Source organism: Stella humosa (genome assembly GCF_006738645.1).
GTDB lineage: Bacteria > Pseudomonadota > Alphaproteobacteria > ATCC43930 > Allostellaceae > Allostella > Allostella humosa.
Genome location: NZ_AP019700.1, coordinates 2405437 through 2423476 on the forward strand (window position 1 = coordinate 2405437; position 18040 = coordinate 2423476).

Annotated in this window: 19 protein-coding genes; 14 read left to right on the top strand and 5 right to left on the bottom strand. The window is 69.6% G+C overall.

Going from position 1 to position 18040, the window contains the following annotated elements:
* Positions 1-27: 27 nt before the first annotated feature.
* Together STVA_RS11300 and STVA_RS11305 are read left to right on the top strand one after the other, a co-directional pair.
* Positions 28-234 carry a tautomerase family protein gene (locus tag STVA_RS11300; protein WP_123688055.1) on the top strand — a complete coding sequence of 69 codons (207 nt, stop codon included), beginning with the start codon at positions 28-30 and terminating at the stop codon, positions 232-234.
* Positions 231-1115: an SMP-30/gluconolactonase/LRE family protein gene (locus STVA_RS11305; RefSeq protein WP_123688056.1), complete on the top strand. Its 885-nt coding sequence runs from the start codon at positions 231-233 to the stop codon at positions 1113-1115. Before STVA_RS11300 ends, STVA_RS11305 begins: the two co-directional genes overlap by 4 nt.
* 10 nt (positions 1116-1125) lie before the next feature.
* Here STVA_RS11305 and STVA_RS11310 read toward each other — a convergent pair whose 3' ends face one another.
* Positions 1126-2685 carry an ATP-binding protein gene (locus STVA_RS11310; RefSeq protein ID WP_170216294.1) on the bottom strand — a complete coding sequence of 520 codons (1560 nt, stop codon included), beginning with the start codon at positions 2683-2685 and terminating at the stop codon, positions 1126-1128.
* 242 nt (positions 2686-2927) lie between these two features.
* Here STVA_RS11310 and STVA_RS11315 point away from each other — a divergent pair, with 242 nt between their 5' ends.
* Complete coding sequence (locus STVA_RS11315; protein ID WP_123688058.1) at positions 2928-3632, top strand: protein tyrosine phosphatase family protein; 705 nt, start codon at positions 2928-2930, stop codon at positions 3630-3632.
* A gap of 1 nt (position 3633) precedes the next feature.
* Here the strand turns inward: STVA_RS11315 and STVA_RS11320 are convergent, their stop codons facing one another.
* Positions 3634-5427, bottom strand: a complete 1794-nt coding sequence (locus STVA_RS11320; protein ID WP_123688059.1) for an ABC transporter ATP-binding protein — start codon at positions 5425-5427, stop codon at positions 3634-3636.
* A gap of 43 nt (positions 5428-5470) precedes the next feature.
* On the bottom strand, positions 5471-6562 hold the full coding sequence (locus STVA_RS11325) for a mandelate racemase/muconate lactonizing enzyme family protein (RefSeq protein ID WP_142235747.1): 1092 nt from the start codon (positions 6560-6562) through the stop codon (positions 5471-5473).
* Positions 6563-6666: 104 nt separating this feature from the next.
* Between STVA_RS11325 and STVA_RS11330 the strand changes: the two genes are divergently transcribed.
* The 9 genes from STVA_RS11330 (at position 6667) to STVA_RS11365 (ending at position 14017) form a co-directional block, all read left to right on the top strand.
* Positions 6667-7542 carry a transporter substrate-binding domain-containing protein gene (locus STVA_RS11330; protein WP_123688061.1) on the top strand — a complete coding sequence of 292 codons (876 nt, stop codon included), beginning with the start codon at positions 6667-6669 and terminating at the stop codon, positions 7540-7542.
* A gap of 32 nt (positions 7543-7574) precedes the next feature.
* Complete coding sequence (locus tag STVA_RS11335) at positions 7575-8249, top strand: amino acid ABC transporter permease (protein ID WP_123688062.1); 675 nt, start codon at positions 7575-7577, stop codon at positions 8247-8249.
* Positions 8246-8911 carry an amino acid ABC transporter permease gene (locus STVA_RS11340; RefSeq protein WP_123688063.1) on the top strand — a complete coding sequence of 222 codons (666 nt, stop codon included), beginning with the start codon at positions 8246-8248 and terminating at the stop codon, positions 8909-8911. The genes STVA_RS11335 and STVA_RS11340 overlap by 4 nt, the downstream gene beginning before the upstream one ends.
* A complete protein-coding gene (locus STVA_RS11345; protein ID WP_123688064.1) occupies positions 8908-9681 on the top strand; it encodes an amino acid ABC transporter ATP-binding protein in 774 nt (257 codons plus the stop codon). Before STVA_RS11340 ends, STVA_RS11345 begins: the two co-directional genes overlap by 4 nt.
* A 15-nt stretch (positions 9682-9696) precedes the next feature.
* Entirely contained in the window at positions 9697-10752 is a 1056-nt protein-coding gene (locus STVA_RS11350; RefSeq protein ID WP_123688065.1) for a hypothetical protein, read from the top strand.
* Positions 10753-10859: 107 nt separating this feature from the next.
* Positions 10860-11669 carry a transporter substrate-binding domain-containing protein gene (locus STVA_RS11355; protein ID WP_123688780.1) on the top strand — a complete coding sequence of 270 codons (810 nt, stop codon included), beginning with the start codon at positions 10860-10862 and terminating at the stop codon, positions 11667-11669.
* A 16-nt stretch (positions 11670-11685) separates the two neighbouring features.
* Positions 11686-12432 (top strand): amino acid ABC transporter permease, encoded by a 747-nt coding sequence (locus STVA_RS27635; RefSeq protein ID WP_245978152.1) that lies wholly within the window; start codon positions 11686-11688, stop codon positions 12430-12432.
* Positions 12429-13256: an amino acid ABC transporter permease gene (locus STVA_RS27640; RefSeq protein ID WP_170216295.1), complete on the top strand. Its 828-nt coding sequence runs from the start codon at positions 12429-12431 to the stop codon at positions 13254-13256. The genes STVA_RS27635 and STVA_RS27640 overlap by 4 nt, the downstream gene beginning before the upstream one ends.
* Positions 13257-13267: 11 nt before the next feature.
* Positions 13268-14017 carry an amino acid ABC transporter ATP-binding protein gene (locus STVA_RS11365; RefSeq protein WP_123688066.1) on the top strand — a complete coding sequence of 250 codons (750 nt, stop codon included), beginning with the start codon at positions 13268-13270 and terminating at the stop codon, positions 14015-14017.
* A 12-nt stretch (positions 14018-14029) separates the two neighbouring features.
* Here STVA_RS11365 and STVA_RS11370 read toward each other — a convergent pair whose 3' ends face one another.
* A complete protein-coding gene (locus STVA_RS11370; protein WP_123688067.1) occupies positions 14030-14947 on the bottom strand; it encodes an alpha/beta fold hydrolase in 918 nt (305 codons plus the stop codon).
* 116 nt (positions 14948-15063) lie between these two features.
* On the opposite strand from STVA_RS11370, the gene STVA_RS11375 reads away from it, so the two are divergent.
* Positions 15064-15960 (top strand): LysR family transcriptional regulator, encoded by an 897-nt coding sequence (locus STVA_RS11375; protein ID WP_123688068.1) that lies wholly within the window; start codon positions 15064-15066, stop codon positions 15958-15960.
* A gap of 10 nt (positions 15961-15970) precedes the next feature.
* On the opposite strand, the gene otnC is transcribed toward STVA_RS11375, so the two are convergent.
* A complete protein-coding gene (gene otnC, locus STVA_RS11380; RefSeq protein WP_123688069.1) occupies positions 15971-16621 on the bottom strand; it encodes a 3-oxo-tetronate 4-phosphate decarboxylase in 651 nt (216 codons plus the stop codon).
* An 86-nt stretch (positions 16622-16707) separates the two neighbouring features.
* Here otnC and otnK point away from each other — a divergent pair, with 86 nt between their 5' ends.
* A complete protein-coding gene (otnK, locus tag STVA_RS11385) occupies positions 16708-17967 on the top strand; it encodes a 3-oxo-tetronate kinase (protein ID WP_123688070.1) in 1260 nt (419 codons plus the stop codon).
* Positions 17968-18040: the final 73 nt, after the last annotated feature.

The window sequence follows — 18040 nt, forward strand, 5'->3', positions numbered from 1 at the left end:
ACGCATCCGACCAGCGAGGATCAGCCCATGCCGTTCGTGAACATCCGCATCGTTGCGGGCCATTCCCAGGCCCGCAAGGACGAGATCGCGCGCCGCGTCGCCGACACCATTGCCGAAGTGGCGGTCGTGCCCAAGGAGGCGGTGTGGGTCGTCTTCGAGGACGTGCAGGCCGAGGACTGGTATGTCGGCGACACCGCCGTCAGCGAACTGCGCCGGCGCGCGGCCAAGCCATGAGCCTGGAGATCCGCGACCCGCGACTGACCGCCATCGTCGGGCCGGCGGTTACGTTCGAGACGGTGGCCACCGGCTGCATCTTCACCGAGGGGCCGCTGTGGCACCCCGCCGGATACCTGCTGTTCAGCGATATGCCGGGCGACCATCTGCGTCGCTGGAGCCAGGCCGAAGGCGTCACCACTTTCCGCCAGCCCTGCAACAAGTCGAACGGCCTGGCCTGGGACCGCCAGGGCCGCCTGGTCGCCTGCGAGCATGCCACCAGCCGCGTCACCCGGACCGAGGCCGATGGCACCATCACCGTGCTGGCGACCCATCATGACGGGCGCGAACTGAACAGCCCCAACGACGTCGTCGTGCATGGGGACGGCGGCATCTATTTCAGCGACCCGACCTATGGCCGGATGGAGCATTACGGCGTGCTGCGCGAGCCGCAGCTCGATTTCCGCGGGGTATTCCGCATCGACCCGTCCGGCGAGGTGCGGCTGCTGGCGGACGATTTCGGCCAGCCCAACGGCCTCTGCTTCAGTCAGGACGGCCGCCGGCTCTTCGTCAACGACACTGATCGCCAGCATATCCGGCTGTTCGACGTGCGCGCGGACGGCACGCTCGCCGGCGGCCAGGTCTGGGCCGAGACGACGGGCGAGGGCGATGGCGCCCCCGATGGGATGAAGCTCGATTCGGCCGGCAACCTCTATTGCTGCGGGCCGGGCGGCATCCACGTCTTCGCCCCGGACGCTACCTGTCTTGGGGTGGTCGGCGTGCCCGAATACACGGCCAACTTCGCCTGGGGCGACGGCGACTATCGCAGCCTGTTCATCACCGCTTCGACCTCGGTCTATCGCATCCGGGTCGACGTGCCGGGCACGCCGCAGTTTCCCTGACGGCTGGCGCCTATTCCGCCGCCTCCGCCGGCGGCGGGAAGGTGACGCGGACGGTGGTGCCGCGGCCGGGCTCGCTGGCGATGGTCAGGCGACCGCCATGCAGGTCGGCCAGGCGGGCAGCGATGGGCAGGCCGAGACCGGTGCCGCCGGCATGGCTGCCGACTTGTCCGAACGGCTCCAGCGCCTTGGCGACGCCGGCGGCATCCATGCCGATGCCGTCGTCGACGACCTCGATGACGACTGTCCCGTCTGCCTCGGCCCCGGCATGCAGCACGACATGGCCGCCTTCCGGCGTGAACTTGACGGCATTGGCCAGCAGGTTGAGCAGGATCTGGCGTATGGCCACTTCGTCGGCATGGACCGCCAGGCCCGGCACGGCCCGCGCCGACAGGATCACGCCCTTCTGGGCCGCCTGGGGCGCGAGCAGCCGCAGGCAGCCTTCGCTGACCTCCGTCCAGTCCAGCCGCCGGGGCGACAGCTCCTGGCGCCCGGCCTCGATCTTGGTCAGGTCGAGCACGCCGTTGACGATCTCGGCCAGCAGCAGGCCGCTTTCGTGGATGTGCTCGACATACTTGCGATAGCGCGGGTTGCCGACCGGGCCCCAGGTCTCGGTCCGCATCAGGTCGGCGAAACCGATCATGGCGTTGAGCGGGGTGCGCAGGTCATGGCTCGCGGCCGCCAGCAGCATCGACTTGGCGCGGCTGCTGGCCTCGGCCTCGCGCAGTTCCGCGACCAGCGAGACGATGGTCAGCACCGTCAGGGCCAGCAGCACGATCAGCACGCCGACCAGTTGCAGCGGGTTGCCGACGCCCGGCCCCTGGAAAGGGCCGAAGCCCGCGACGGTCGCCGCCGCGGCCACGACGGCGACGAGCGCCACCAGGGAGTAGGCGGCCCGCAGCGACACCCGCAGCGCCACCCACGAGAGCGGGATGACCAGAAGGAACGGCAGCCCCCACGGAATCGCCCCCGGCAGGGGCAGGGTGGCGAAGAGCGCGATCGCACCCACCGCGACCGCGGCCGTGATCGCCAGGTTGCGGCGGAGCAGTTCGGGCGCTGCGGCATGCGTCTCGCGCTCGATGCCGAGCAGCAGCAGCAGGGCAGGGGCGAAGCACAGCGTGCCGCCGCTGTCGCAGAGCCACCATTGCACCCAGATCGAATAGAGCTGGCTGGCATCCATGTCGGCCGTCATGGCCAGGGCCAGCGTGCCGGTGCTGGCCGTGATCGCCGGATGCAGCAGGACGTTGCAGAGGATGAAGGCGACGACGCCCGAGAAGCGGGTGAATACCCCCCGGGCCGGACGGAACCGCGCCAGCACGGCCGCACCGATGATCGGCCCCAGGCTGTTTCCGAGCGAGATCAGCAACGCCGCCGGCAGGCTCGCATGCAGCACCAGGTAATTGACGACGAACGAGCCCAGGAAGATGCCCGGCATCAGGCGGATGCCGCCCAGCGATGCCGCCACCACCGCGATGCTGGCCGGCAGCCAGATCGGCGCAGGAAACAGGCCATAGACGGCGAAGAACTGGCTGACGGCCATGCCCAGCACGCAATAGCCGATGGCGGCGGCCACATTTGCCCCGATCCAGTGTGCCGGACCGAAGGTGCCGCTGCGCGCGGTCGACCAAATGCTGCCCCCACCCGAACTGGGAGCCGGTGTCAGTTCGGCCGATGCGGATACGCTCATGTGCTCAAAGGTCTCCGCACGCAGATGGCCCCCGCCATTACGATCTCAGCTCCCGGCCCTATATTAAGCCAAGGCGGCCCAGCGCCAAGATGTCGCTTGGGCCAATCTCGTGCTACTGACCCGGACCGATGCTGAAACGCTACACGCGCGCCGCCGGCGACCGCTTCAAGCGGTGGCGTGGCACCATGACGACCCCTTGGCAACGCCTGTTGGCGCGGTTCGAGCTGCTGTTTCTCGACCATGCGGTGTTTCGTCACATAAAGCTGAACCTGCATCCGGTCTCGCCGCAGATGTGGCGGTCGGCGCAACCGTCGCCTGGACACCTCGCCAAGGTGGCGCGCCTGGGCGTGCGCACGGTGATCAACCTGCGCGGCGAGCGCGACTGTGCCTCCTACCTCTTCGAGCGTGAGACCTGCCGGCGGCTCGGCATGACCATGGTCAACTTCCCGCTCAACTCGCGCGAGCCGCCCGAGCCGGAGCGGGTGGCGGCGTTCGAACGCCTGCTGGAGACGATCGAGTATCCAGCGCTGATGCACTGCAAGTCGGGCGCCGACCGGGCCGGCATCGGCAGCGCGCTCTATCTGCTGCTGCACGAGGGCCGGCCGTTGGCAGAGGCCAAAGGGCAGCTCCACTGGAAGTTCGGTCATCTGCGCCATTCGCGGACGGGCGTGCTGGACTACATGCTGGAACGCTATGGCGCCGATGCGGCGAGCCAGCCGATCGCCTTCCGCGACTGGGCGGCCGCCGGCTACGACGCGCAGGCGATGCGGCGGGAGTTCCAGGCCGGCCGGCTCAGCAGTGGCATCGTCGACCGGATCCTGCGGCGGGAGTGAGCTATGGCGCGGCGGCGGCAGCCGGCGCCTCGTCGCGGAACTGCATGCGGCTGAGCCGGGCATAGAGCCCGTCCGCCACCATCAGTTCGTCATGCGTTCCCTGCTCGACGATGCGGCCGGCATCCAAGACGCAGATCCGGTCGGCCTGGCGCACGGTGGCGAGGCGATGGGCGATGACCAGCGTCGTCCGCCCGGCGGCCAGCCGCTCCAGCGCCGCCTGCACCAGCGTTTCCGATTCCGCGTCGAGCGCGCTCGTCGCCTCGTCCAGCAGCAGGATCGGCGCGTCGCGCAGGATGGCGCGGGCAAGCGCGATGCGCTGGCGCTCGCCGCCCGACAGGCGGGTGCCGCGCTCGCCCACCACCGTGGCGTACCCATCGGGCAGGCGGGCGATGAAGTCGTGGGCGGCAGCCGCCCGCGCCGCCGCGGCGATGGCCGCATCGTCGGCATCGGGACGGCCGAAGGCGATGTTGGCGCGGATCGTGTCGTCGAAGAGGATGGCGTCCTGGCTGACCAGCGTGATCGACCGGCGCAGGCTGGCCAGCGCCACAGCTCGCACGTCCTGGCCATCGACCAGGACCGCGCCGTCGCCGACGTCGAACAGCCTCGGGATCAGGTTGAACACCGTCGACTTGCCCGCACCGCTGCGCCCGACCAGCGCCACCGTCTGGCCGGCCGGCACCACCAGGTCGACCCCGTCCAGCGCCGGCCCGCCGGCGCCATAGGCAAAGCGCACGCCCTTCAGCTCGATGCGGCCGCCGGCAATGGCCAGGTCCGGCGCGCCCGGCCGGTCGACGACCGTGGGTGCCCGGTCGAGCATGGCGTAGATGCGCTCCAGCGCTGCCATCCCCTCCTGCACCACGCTGTTCAGCGTGCCGACCGCGCGCACGGGCTGGGCCGCCATCAGGAGTGCCGTGACGAAGCCGGTGAAGGTGCCGACCGTGCCGCCGCCCGTCACCATGCGCCAGCCGGCAAAGGCGATGACGCCGCCGACGGCGATGCCGCCCAGCACCTCCAGGATCGGGTCGAGCCGGGCGCGGCTGCGCGTCGCGCGCATGTAGAGCTCGTAGAGCCGCTCGAACGCACCATCGGCGCGGCGCCGCTCATAGGCCTCCAGGCCATAGGTCTTGACCATCCGCACCCCGGCCAGGCTCTCGCCCAGCAGCGAGGTGATCTCGCCCAGGTGTTCCTGGGTCACCTTGGACACGCGCCGCAGCCGCTTGCCGATGGCGATGATGGGCAAGGCCGCGATCGGATAGACGACGAAGACGACCAGCGACAGCAGCCAGTCGAGATAGAGCATCGCCGCCACCAAGGCGACGATGGTCAGCACGTCGCGGACCAGGTTGTTCAGCGCGCGCTGCTGGGCCGCGCGCACGAAGGCCACGTCGTTGATGAAGCGCGAGATGTACGAGCCGGCCGGGGCGGACGTCACCTGCGCGAAGTCGGCCCCCAGCAGGTGCCCGAACATGCGCTTCTGCAGGTCGGCCGCGGTGCGCTGCACCAGCTTCTCGGTCAGCACGTTCTGGCTGTAGGTGGCGATGCCCTTGACCGTGGTGACGATGACCGCCAGCAGCGGCACCAGCCAGATCACCCGTGCATCCCGGGCGGTGAAAAGGTCGAAGGTCCAGTCGATGACGAGCGGGTAGAGGCCGGTCACACCCGCCACCACCGTCATCAGCGCCAGGACAGCCAGGATGTCGCGGCGCCGGTCGGCCAGATGGTCGGCCCACAGGCGGCGGACGAGGCGCCAATCGGCTCCCCGGCGCCCGGTCGCGTCCTTGGCGGAATTTCCCATGCGCCAGCGGATAGCGCGAAAGGCGCGGCCGTGCCAAGCGACCCTAGTCCGGCAGCCGGAAGACCGTGCGCAGACTGCCATCCGACGGCAGGTCGAAGCCGAGCCCGGGGAGCGGCGGAATCACGATCCGACCGTCGGTCGGTCGGCGCAGGCTTGGCGGCAACAGCCCTGCCAGGTGATCGTGCACCTGGTGGTGCTCGACCCAGCCGACGCCATGGAGGGCGCCGCAATGGAGTGCTGTCGCCTGGAGCACCGCCGTCGCGTGGGCCTGGGGCGACAGCGGCACGCCATGGTCGCGGGCGATCCGCGCCAGGTGGGCCATGCCGGTCGGGCCGCCGGCCAGGCCGGGGTTGGCTTGCAGCCAGCCGGCGGCGCCGGACGTGACGAGGTTGACCAGTCGGCCATGGTCGAATTCCGCCTCGCCCAGTACGAGCGGGATCGGGGATTGCCGGGCCAGGGCCGCCAGGCCGTCGATGTCGGCCGCCGGCAGGGGGGCCTGGAATGCGGCGACGCCCCGGTCGGCGAGCGCGCCGGCCAGGCGGGCTGCCGTTGCGAGGTCGTAGCGCTCGACGCCGTCGACGATCAGCAGTGCGCCGCCGGTGGCGGCCCGCACGGCGGCGACGCGATCGAGGTCGGCGGCCGCGTCCAGGCCGCCGATCTTCATCTTTACGCCTGCGAATCCGGCCGCGGCATAGCCGGCCATCTCCCGGGCAAGTGCCGACACGTCCTTGTCGGGACCATACAATCCGCCGCTGGCATAGGCGGCGACCGTGGTCGTCGGGCCGAGGAAGCTGGCGAGCGGCCGGCCATCCCGCCGCGCCGCCATGTCCCACAGGGCCATGTCGATGGCACTGGCGGCCCCGGCCTCGACCCAGTCGTGGCGCGAGGACGCCGGGGCGTGCCGGAGGTCGTCGAGGTCGCGGCCGGGCAGGGCGGCCGCCAGCCGGTGGAGGGCCGCGAAGCTGTACCGGATCTCGTCCTGCCGGCACCAGGCCTCGCCGAGGCCGATCGTGCCGTCGTCGGATTCCAGGCGCAGCAGCGGCGCGCGGCGCTCGCGCCAGACCGTGGCCGGGTTCCACAGCGGCCGGTCGAAGACGCGGTGGAACTCCAGGATCGTAACGCGGCGAATTCTCACGCGCTGGTCGCCTTTCGGCCCGGCCTTTGCTCGCACCTGTTCAAGACGGGGTCGGAGCGCGTAATTTCCGGCAAGACGGCCACCTGGTGCGGGGAGAAGCTCGAATGACCGGATCTACCATCGATCGGCGCGGAATTCTGCGGGGTTCGGCGCTTGGTGCCGGCGCCGTTGCCGCCTCGGGCCTGCTGGCCGCACCCGCCATGGCGCAGACGGCACCCGCCGCCTCCACCTGGCAGCAGATCAAGGACCGCGGCGAGCTGCGCATCGGTGCCGCGCCGAGCGAGCCCTGGTTCGCCAAAGACCAGCGCTCGGGCGAATGGAGCGGCATCGGCTGGGCCATGGGTGTCGCCATCGCCAAGGAATTGAACGTCAAGCCCGTCGCCGTCGAGACGAGCTGGGGCAATGCGGTGGCCGGCCTCCAGGCCAACCAGTTCGACGTCATGTTCGTGATGGACGCCACGCCGCAGCGGGCGCTGGCGGTCGATTTTCCCGCGCAGCCCTTCTTCTACTATGCCCAGGGCGTGCTGGTGCGCGACGGCCTGGCGGTAAAGCGCTGGGAAGAGCTGGACAAGCCCGAGATCAAGGTGGGCGTCACGCTCGGCACCTCGCCCGACCGCGACGTCACCATGCGCCTCACCAAGGCCACGATCGAGCGCTTCCCCAGCAACGACGAGACGACGGCCGCCTTCCAGGCCGGCCGGGTCGATGCCATGTCCTTCTTCCACCCAGCCCTGGTGATGCAACAGCGCCGGGTGCGCAAGGGCACGGTCCTGTTGCCGGAGCCGTTCCGCTACTCGACCACCAGTGCCGGCGTGCGCCGCGAGGCCGACAAGACCTGGCGCGACTGGCTGGGCCTGACGCTCGACTACTACTACGTTACCGGCCAGACCCAGAAGATCTACGAGGATTTCCTGGTGTCGCGTCAGATCGACCCCAAGACCGCGCCCGCCATCATGCGCGAGCTGTGGGGCAAGAGCTGACGGCAGCGGGCTGAGGGGCCGGGACGGCCGGGATGGACTACCAGTGGGACTTCGCGGCCGTCCTGCGCCACCTGCCCCTGCTGCTGGAGGGGCTGGCGCAGACGCTGCGCCTGTCGGCCGCTGCCATCGCGGGTGGGCTGGCCGTTGGGTTGGTGCTGGCGCTGATGCGGCTGTCGGGACGGCGCTGGCTTGCATGGCCGGCCATCGCCGTCATCGAGTTCTTCCGCAGCACGCCGCCGCTCGTCCACCTGTTCTGGGTCTTCTATGCCCTGCCGATCCTGGCCGGGATCAACCTGACGCCGTTCGTGGCGGCCACCCTGGCGCTGTCGGTGCAGTCGGGCGCCTTCTTCGCGGAGGTCTATCGCGCCGGCATCGTCTCGGTCGAGCGCGGCCAGTGGGAAGCCGGCCGCGCGCTCGGCATGCGGTCGACCGCGCTGATGCGGCGCATCATCCTGCCGCAGGCGCTACGGCGGATGGTGGCGCCCTTCGTCGAGCGCGCCTTCGAGCTCGTGAAGACGACGGCATTGGCGGCCACGCTGGCCTATGGCGAGCTGCTGTACCAGGCGATGGTGGTGGTCAGCCGCACCTTCCGCCCGCTCGAGGTCTACACCACCGTGGCGGTCATCTTCTTCGTCGTGCTCTTCACCGCCAGCCTGGCGATGCGCCGGGTCGAGGCCCGGCTCGGCCGGTCGGAGCGCCAGGGGTGATCTACCAGCCGGACTTCTCGGACATCGTCCTCAACATCGACCTGCTGGCCCGTGGCGCCTGGCTGACGCTGGCCTTGTGGGGGCTGGCGCTGGGCTTCGGGCTGGCGGCGGGCCTGGTGCTGGGGGTGGTGCGCAGTGCCGGCAACCGCTGGCTGTCGCTGCCGGCGGCAGCCTATGTCGAGGTCTTCCGCAACACGCCCGTCCTGGTCCAACTGGTCTGGTTCTACTTCGCCTTCCCGGTGCTGACCGGCTGGCAGATGTCAGGATTCGCGGCGGCCGCCCTCGGCCTGTCGCTCAACACCTCGGCCTATTGCGCGGAGATCTTCCGCGGCGGCATCGGCTCCATCGCCCGCGGCCAGTGGGAGGCGGGGCGCGCGCTGGGCATGGGCTATCCGGCCCTGATGCGGCGCATCGTCCTGCCGCAAGCGGTGCGGCGGATGGTGCCGGCCTTCACCAACCGGGGGATCGAGCTTGGCAAGATGACGGCGATCGCCTCGGTCATCTCGGTCCATGAGCTGATGTACGAGGCGCGCCAGCTCAGCGCCACGACGTTCCGCCCGCTGGAGGTCTTCACCGTGATCGCGGTCCTCTATTTCGTCGTCATCTATCCCGGCACCTGGCTCAGCTACCGGCTGGAAGCCCGGCTCGCGAGGCGCGGATGACGGCCCAACCCGTCATCCGGACCGAGGGGCTGCGCAAGCGCTTCGGCGACCTCGTGGTGCTGGACGGCATCGACCTGACCGTGGCACCCGGCGAGCGCATCGCCATCCTGGGCTCCAGCGGTTCGGGCAAGAGCACGCTGCTGCGCTGCCTCAACTTCATGGAGCTGCCGAGCGAGGGCCGCGTGCATTTCCGCGGCGAGCCCGTTGGTACCGCGACCGGCGCGGGCGTGCGCTACCGCGAGCGCGAACTGGCCGCGTTGCGCCGGCGGGTCGGCATGGTGTTCCAGCAGTTCAACCTCTTCCCCCACATGACGGCGCTGGAGAACGTCATGGAAGGGCCGCTGACGGTGCTGGGACAGAACCGGCGCGAGGCAGAGGCGGCCGGCCGGGCCCAGCTTGCCAAGGTGGGCCTGGCCGACAAGGCCGGCGAGTATCCCGCGCGCCTGTCCGGCGGCCAGCAGCAGCGCGTGGCGATCGCGCGTGCGCTCGCCATGGAGCCGGAGGTGCTGCTGTTCGACGAGCCGACCTCCTCGCTCGACCCCGAGCTGGTGGGCGAGGTGCTGCGCGTCATCAAGGGCCTGGCGGAAGAGGGGCGGACGATGCTGCTCGTCACCCACGAGCTGGGATTCGCCTACCACTTCGCCACCCGCGTGCTCTTCCTGCATGACGGCCGCATCCTGGAGGAGGGGCCGCCGGCGGAGATCCTGAAGGCCCCGCGGCAGGAACGCCTGCGCACCTTCCTGTCGCGTTTCACCGAATTCGCATTCTAGGCATCGAAAGTCTCCATGGACGGCAACGAGCTAGAGCTTCTTGAGACCCCGTTCTCGCCCCGGGCAGAGATCGAGGCGCAGTATCGCGACTACATCGCCCGCCAGGGCCTGCCCGCGGCCATGGGCTTCGCGCTGGCCCTGCCCGAGGGCTGGGCGGTCGAGACGATACGCGTGGCCAAGGGTCCCGGGCCGGCCAGCCCCATCCTGCCGCTGGCGCGCTGCCGCCCGGTCGCGGACGATGCGCTCGGGCGCCAAGAGTCCGCCGATGTGGTGGTCTGGGCCGTGTTCCTGCCGCGCGAGATGCACGGGCGGGACTGGCTGCGCGGCTGGCTCGACCGGCAGGGCTACGACACCATCGCCATGCGCGACCTGCCGTCGGCCAACGGCATCATGGGGGATGCGCTGGCGACGCGGGAGCTCGACGGCGAGCTGCGCCTGCACCGCATGCTGACCGTGAAGGACGGCGACATCCTCTACCTGCTGGACGGGCGCGCGCCGCTCGGGCCGGACAGCGATGCCGCGGCCTTGCAGGAGATCTTCCTGATGGCGGCCCTGCGCTTCCGCCTGCTGGCGCCGAGCGGACGACCGTTCGCCGAGGGCTTCGACTGGACCGTGTTGGCCGGCCAGGGCCGCGTGCGGTTCCTGGCATCCGAACTTTGGATCGACCGCACGGGCGGCGGATCGGGGCCCGGCACCGCCCGTATCCTGGACAACCTCCAGGGCGAGATGGTCGCCGGCACGCTGATCGCCGTGCTGGGACAACCGGGCGGCGATGCCGAGGCGATCACCGGGATCACGCTGGACCGGCTGGCGACGCTCGGCTTCGAGATCTCGCCCGAGGCCGAGCTGGTGGCCGAGGACCCGACGCCCGAGCGCACGCTGGCGGTGCATCGCCGCGCCGTCAGCCAGGACGGGGCGCCGCTGCTGGTCCTGTCCGCATCCGCCTCGATCGGCGGGCTGCCGGTGTCGCTGGTCCTGTTGTCGGCGACCGAGGAAGCGGCGTTCGAGGCCTGGGCCATCAACATGCGCGCCTTCGAGATCGCGGTGCATTCGCTGGGGGCGGCACCCTAGCGGCACGATTGCTGCGTGGTCACGCCACCAGCATGAAATGTATTCGGTTGCCGGCTTGCGCGCCGGGCGCTAGGGAATCAGGCAGCCGGATCACAATGGAGGTTTCCATGCGCCGTTCCATCCTCGCCTTTTCGATGCTGGCCGCCGCCGCCGCCCTGCCGGGTGCGGCCGCCGCCGACGTGCTGGACAAGATCAAGGAGCGCGGCACGCTCGTGGTCGGCGTCAAGACCGACTATCGCCCGTTCGGCTTCCGCGACCCGTCCGGCGCCATCATCGGCATCGAGCCCGACATGGCCGCCGAGGTCGCCAAGAAGCTGGGCGTGAAGCTGGAACTGGTGTCGGTCGTCTCGGCCAACCGCATGGAGTTCCTGCGCCAGGGCAAGATCGACCTGATGATCGCCACCATGTCCGACAAGCCGGAGCGCCGGAAGGTCGTGCAGGTGATCGAGCCGCTCTACTACTCCGACGCCGTCAACGTCCTGCTGTCGGACAAGGTGAAGGTGACGAAGTGGGAGCAGTTGAAGGGCGCCAAGCTCTGCGGCACCACCGGCGCCTTCTACAACAAGGACGTCGCCACCCAGTACGGGCCCGAGATCATCTCGTTCGACGGGTCGGAGAAGCCGCTGATCGCCCTCAAGCAGGGCAACTGCATCGGCTACCTCTATGACCAGACGTTCATCGCCGGCAAGATGCTCGAGGACGACTGGAAGACCGCCTACCACATGCCGCTGCCGGGCATCATGGAGACCCCCTGGGCGATGGCCGTGGCCCCGGGCGAGGACCGCTTCGCCAAGCTGATGAGCGACATGACCAAGGACTGGATGAAGTCCGGCGCCATCGTCGCCATGGAGAAGAAGTGGGGCGTGAAGCCGACCGAGTATTCCGAGCGGATGTTCAAGGAACACAAGGGCTCCTGAGCCGGCGCAACCCGCCTTGGAGGCTTTCTACGAATGGTTCCGGTGGCTCTACGAGGCCACCGGGATCAACCTGACGATCGTCTATGACGAGTTCGACCGGAAGCGGATGATATCCGGCTTCTGGACGACGGTGTGGCTCTGCCTCGTCTGCATCGCGCTCAGCATCGTCATCGGCGTGGTCGGCGCCTGGCTGCAGGGATCGCGGCTGAAATGGACCCGGCGCGGCGTCCAGGGGTTCATCGCGCTCTTCCGCGACACGCCGCCGCTCGTACAGATCTATTTCTTCTATTTCGGGCTGGGCGCCCTGCTGCCGCGCATCGAGAACGCCTACGGCATCCCCGAGCCGGTGCTGACCAGCATGCAGTGGGCGATCATCTCGCTGTCGCTGTTCGCGGGCGCCTTCAACGTCGAGATCTTCCGGTCCGGCATCGAGGCGGTGCCCAAGGCGACGGTGGAGGCGGCCGAGGCGCTGGGCTATTCGCGCCTGGGTGCCTATGTCCATGTCGTGCTGCCGCTGGCGGTGCGCATCTGCCTGCCGGCGCTGAACAACAACATCGTCAACCTGGTGAAGACGACGACGTTGGCCTACGCGATCGCGGTGCCGGAGATGCTCTATGTCTCCAAGCAGATCTGGTCGGACGCCACCAACGTGCCCGAGATGATGACCTTCCTGCTGCTGGCCTATTTCTTCCTGGTGGGTTGCGTCGTCTGGGCGATGGCCCGCGTCGAGCGCGCGCTCAAGGTGCCGGGGATCGGCCTTTGAAGGTTCTCCCCGTCATTCTCCGTCCGGCTGGCCCCGGCCCCTGGCGCGCCCCCGCGATCACGCCGCGCCACGGCGTGCTGCTGGCCCTCGCGCTGCTGCTGTCGGTCGGCGCGGCCCAGGCTGCCACCGGAGACGGCGTGCTGTCGGTCCTGGCCACGCTGTGGCGCTGGACGCCGCTGCTGCTGGAAGGCTTCGTCTTCAACATCGCCATCTCGCTGATCGCCATGGCGATGGGGACGGCAGCGGGCGTGATGCTGGGCCTGGGCCTGATCGCGCCGAACCGTGCGGTCCGCGGCGTCGCCTGGTTCCTGACCCAGTTCTTCCGCAACGCGCCGTGGCTGGTGCTGCTGTTCTTCGCGATGTTCCTGCTGCCGTTCGAGTTCCGTTTCTGGGGCATCGTCGTGCCGTTCCCGGGGTGGATCAAGGCCACCATCGGCTTTGCCCTGCCGGTCATGGCCAACACCGCCGAGATCGTGCGCGGCGCCATCCAGTCGATCCCCTTCGGCCAGTGGGAAGCGGCGGAATCGCTGGCCTTCTCGCGCCGGCGGACCTTGTGGACGATCATCCTGCCGCAATGCGTGAAGCGCATGCTGCCGCCCTGGATGAACCTCTATTCGCTGGTCACCATGGCGACCGTGCTGGCATCCGTCGTCGGCGTGACCGAGATGCTGACGCTCGTCTCGGAGGTGCATGCGGCTGAGGGCGGCCGGCCCGAGCTTCTGGCGCCGCTCTACGGCTACGCGCTGCTCTGCTTCTTCCTCTACTGCTACCCGATCGGCCGGTTGACGCTGCGCCTGGAGCGGCGTTTCCAGGTGCGGATCTGAAGGACATCGCCATGACCGGATGGACCCAGGACCAGCCGCTGCTGCGCCTCAAGGACGTGCACAAGAGCTTCGGCGCGGTCGAGGTGCTGAAGGGTGTGTCGTTCGACGTCGCCAAGGGTGAGGTCATCTGCATCATCGGCCCGTCCGGGTCGGGCAAGTCGACCATCCTGCGCTGCATCAACGCCCTGGTGCCGATCGACAGCGGCTCGATCCTGGTCGAGGGGCAGGAGGTGAACGACCCCAAGCTCGACAAGCTGGCGCTGCGCCGCAAGGTCGGCATGGTCTTCCAGCAGTACAATCTGTTCCCGCACAAGACCGCCCTGCAGAACGTGATGATGGCCCCGGTCCAGGTGCTGAAGCAGAACAAGGCCGAGGTCGAGGCGCGGGCCTATCGCCTGCTGAAGAAGGTGCGGCTGGAGGGCAAGGAGGCAAGCTACCCGGGCGAACTGTCGGGCGGCCAGCAGCAGCGCGTCGCCATCGCCCGCTCGCTGGCCATGAGCCCGGACGTGATCCTGTTCGACGAAGTGACCGCCGCGCTGGACCCGGAGACGGTGAAGGAGGTGCTGGTCACCATCCGCGAACTGGCGGAAGAGGGCATGACCTGCATCCTCGTCACCCACGAGATGGGCTTCGCGCGCGAGGTCGGCGACCACATCTACTTCACCGACCGCGGCGTCATCGTCGAGCATGGCGCGCCGAAGGAGTTCTTCGCCCAGGCCCAGGACCCGCGGACGCGGCAGTTCCTGGACCAGATCCTGTAGGATCGGCCAGCGTCACCGCGGCCGGTCGAGGAATTCCCGGACGAGCCGGACGGTGGCTTCGGGCTGCTCTTCCATCAGCCAGTGCCCGGCGTCGGCCACGACCGCCTGGGTCACGTCTGTGGCCGCAAAGCGCATCACCGTCGCCATCGTCGGCCCGAACGACCCGGCGCCGCCCACGGCCAGCACCGGCATCATCAGCTTGCCGTCGGCGAGGAACGCCTTGTTGTCGATCGCATCCTGGTCGAAGGCCGCGAACTGGGCAAATCCCGCCCGCATGGCACCCGGCAGCGCGTACAGCGCCGCATAGTGGACGCGGGAGCCTTCGCTGAACTTGGCCGGCGTGGCCGAAAACTCGTTCCAGAACCGATCGAGATAGATGCGCTCCCGGCCGGCGACCAGGCGCTCCATGTCCGGGCCGCCAAAACGGAAATGCCAGAGCAGCGGGCTCTTGAGGATCTCCTCCCACGGTCCGACGCCGGGCAGGGGCGCATCCATCAGCACGAACCGCGTCACGCGCGCACGGTTCTGGGCGGCGAAGGCATAGCCGACCATGTTGCCGATATCGTGCGTCACGAGATCGGTGCGATCGACCTCGAGCGCGTCGAGCAGGCCGGCGATGTCGCGGCCCTGCGTCCGCTTGTCGTAGCCGCCATCGGGCCTGGCGGAGAGGCCGAGGCCGCGCAGGTCGGGCACGATCACGAGATGGTCGCGGGCGAGGTCGGCCGCCAGCGGCGCCCACATGTCGCCGGTTTCGCCATAGCCGTGCAGCAGGACGACCGCCGGTCCGCTGCCGCCGACGCGCACATGAAGGGTCGTGCCGTTGGTGGCGATGGCGCGTTCCTGGAACTGGGCGGGCCATGGCTGGACCTGGGCCACGGCCGGCATGGCAAGCAGCAAGGCAGCGGCGCTGCCGAGGATCTGGCGAAGCATGACTGGGCTCCCTGGTGACCGCGCGCGGAAAGGCATCGCTGGCCACGACGATGAACCTGGCCCATCGTTCTCACTAGTCGGCAAAATCCGAGACTGATTTCCGGGAAAACCGAACGATGATGAAGCTCGATGGCGTGGCCGCGTTCGTTGCGACGGCGGAGGCGGGGTCGATCAGCGAGGCGGCGCGCCGCCTGGGCATCGCCAAGTCCGTCGTGAGCGAGCGCCTGGCCGAGCTGGAGCGCGTCCTGGCTGCCCGGCTCGTCCAGCGCACGACCCGCAAGCTATCCCTGACGGAGGGTGGGCAGACCTTCCTGCCCCGAGCCAGGCGCCTGCTCGGCGAGGCGACCGAGGCGATCGCCGAACTGGCGGAGCGGCGGGGGGCGCTGGTCGGTCCGCTGCGGCTCGCCGCACCGGTCGGGTTCGGCAGCCTGCATCTCGGCCCCGCGCTCTATGGCTTCCTGGCAGACCATCCCGGCATCGACCTGACGCTGGAACTCGATGACGGGTTTGCCGACGCCGCGGCCGATGGTTTCGATGCCGTCCTTCGCCATGGGCCGATCGCTGACAACCGGCTGGTCGTCAAGCGTCTGGCCACCAGCCGGCGCCTGCTGGTGGCGGCACCGGCCTATCTCGCTGCCTGCGGCAGGCCAGAGTCGCTGGAGGCGCTCGCCGGCCACATGGCGGTACTCTATGCCAATCGCGCCGCCGACTGGCGTTTTGCGGGCGAGGCCGGGTGGGTGGTCGTGCGGCCGCGGGCGGCGCTGCGCGTCAACAACGGCCTGATCATGCGCGACGCGGCACTGGCCGGCCTGGGGCTGACGCTGCTGCCCAGCTTCTTCGTCCATGCCGAATTGAAGGCCGGCACGCTGGTCGCCATCGATGTCGGCGCGGAGGCAGAGGGCGCGGAACTGTACATCGCCCACCCCCGCGATCACGGGGCGTCCGCCAAGGTGGCGGCCCTGGCCGACTGCCTGCGCCGCCACTTCGGCAGCCCGCCCTACTGGGATATGTAGAGGCGCACGCTCAGCTCGGGAAATGCCGACCGAGGTCGTCGATCTGGCCGGTGGTGAGCCAGCGGGTCTTGCGGCCTTCCATCATCAGGTAGAGGCGCGCGGTCTCCTCCAGTTCCTCGGCGTTGTAGACGGCGTCATCCAGCGTCTTGCCGGCGACGACCGGGCCGTGGTTGGCCAGCAGGACGGCGTGGTGGTCGGCGGCAAGCGCCCCGACGGCCGCGGCCAGGCCCTTGTCGCCGGGGCGAAAGTAGGGGACGAGCGGCAGCCGGCCGATGCGCATGACGTAGTAGGCGGTGATCGGCGGCAGCACGTTGGCCGGATCGAGTTCATCCAGGCAGGACACGCAGACGGCATGGGTGCAGTGCAGGTGGACGACTGCGCCGGCGTTCGGCCGCGCGGCATACATGGCCAGATGCAGGAACGCCTCCTTGGACGGCGGATCGCCCGCCAGCAGCGTGCCGTCGGCTGCCACCTTGGAGATGCGGTCAGGATCGAGGTCGCCCATGCACGAGTTGGTGGGGGTGATCAGCATGCCGCCCGGCAGGACGTCGTCCGGCAGGCGCACGCTGATGTTGCCGCTCGACCCGTGGGCGTAGCGGCGGTCGTAGAGCGACCGGCCGTGGCGGGCGACGGCGCGGCGCAGGTCGGATTCCGAAGGCATGGCGGGGCTCTCGTGCTGGTCGCGGGCGTGGCCAGCGGATACGGTTCTGCCGGGTTGCGTCAAGAACCAAGAGAGGATGATCTCCGATGCTGCTGGGTGTGATCGCCGACGACTTCACCGGGGCGACCGACATCGCGTCGATGCTGGCCAGGAACGGCATGCGCACGGTCCAGACCGTGGGCGTGCCGCAGGCCGGTGCGACGCCCGCGGCCGATGCCGTCGTCGTCGCCCTGAAGAGCCGGACCATCCCCCCCGACGAGGCCGTCGCCCAGTCGCTGGCGGCCCTCGACTGGCTGCTGGCCCAGGGCGCCCGCCAGATCGTCTTCAAGTACTGCTCCACCTTCGACAGCACGGATGCGGGCAATATCGGGCCGGTGGCCGATGCGTTGCTCGATCGGCTGGGCGGCATCGCCGTCGCGTGCCCGGCCTTCCCGGCCAACAAGCGCACGATCTATCGCGGCTATCTCTTCGTGGGCGACGTGCTGCTGTCCGAAAGCAGCATGAAGGACCACCCCCTGACGCCGATGACCGACCCCAGCCTGGTGCGGGTGCTGGCGCGCCAGGTGCGCGAGCCGGACAGCGTCGGCCTGGTCGGGTTCGAGACGGTGGCCCAGGGGGCCATGGCGATCGGCGGGGCGCTGGCGGCCCTGCAACGCCAGGGCAAGCGGTTCGCCGTGGTGGACGCCGTGGCCGATGCCGACCTGCGCGCGATCGGTGCGGCCATCGCCGATGCCCCGCTGCTGACCGGGGGATCGGGCATCGCCATGGGCCTGCCCGAGAATTTCCGCCGCCTGGGCCTCCTGGGTGAAGTCGGCGCGGTGACGCTGGACGTGCCCGAGGGTCGGGCTGCGGTGCTGGCCGGAAGCTGCTCGGCCGCGACGCGCGGGCAGGTGGCCGCTGTGGCCGGCCGCTGGCCGACGCTGCGGCTCGATCCGTTGGAGCTGGCGGATGGGCGGCAGTCGGCAGAGGCCGTGATCGCCTGGGCCGCCGGGCAGCCGGCCGAAAATCCGGTGCTGATCTATTCCAGCGCCGAGCCCGATGCGGTGCGCGCCGCCCAGGAGCAACTCGGCCGCGAGCGGGCAGCCACGGTTCTGGAGGACGCCTTCGCGGCGATCGCCGCCGGCTTGGTCGCCGCCGGGGTGCGGCGCATGGTCGTGGCGGGCGGCGAGACCTCGGGCGCGGTGGTGGGGGCACTCGGCATCGACGCGCTCGCGATCGGCCCGGAGATCGACCCCGGCGTGCCATGGACCCAGGCCATGGGTGCGTCCGGCCTGTGCCTGGCCCTGAAGTCCGGCAATTTCGGCGCCGAGGACTTCTTCGCAAAGGCCTTCGGCACGCTCGAATAATTTCCGCCGGCGCTCTTGCGAACGATTCTCAGAAAGCTACATTGAGAATCGTTCGCAAATGAAGAGCCGCGCC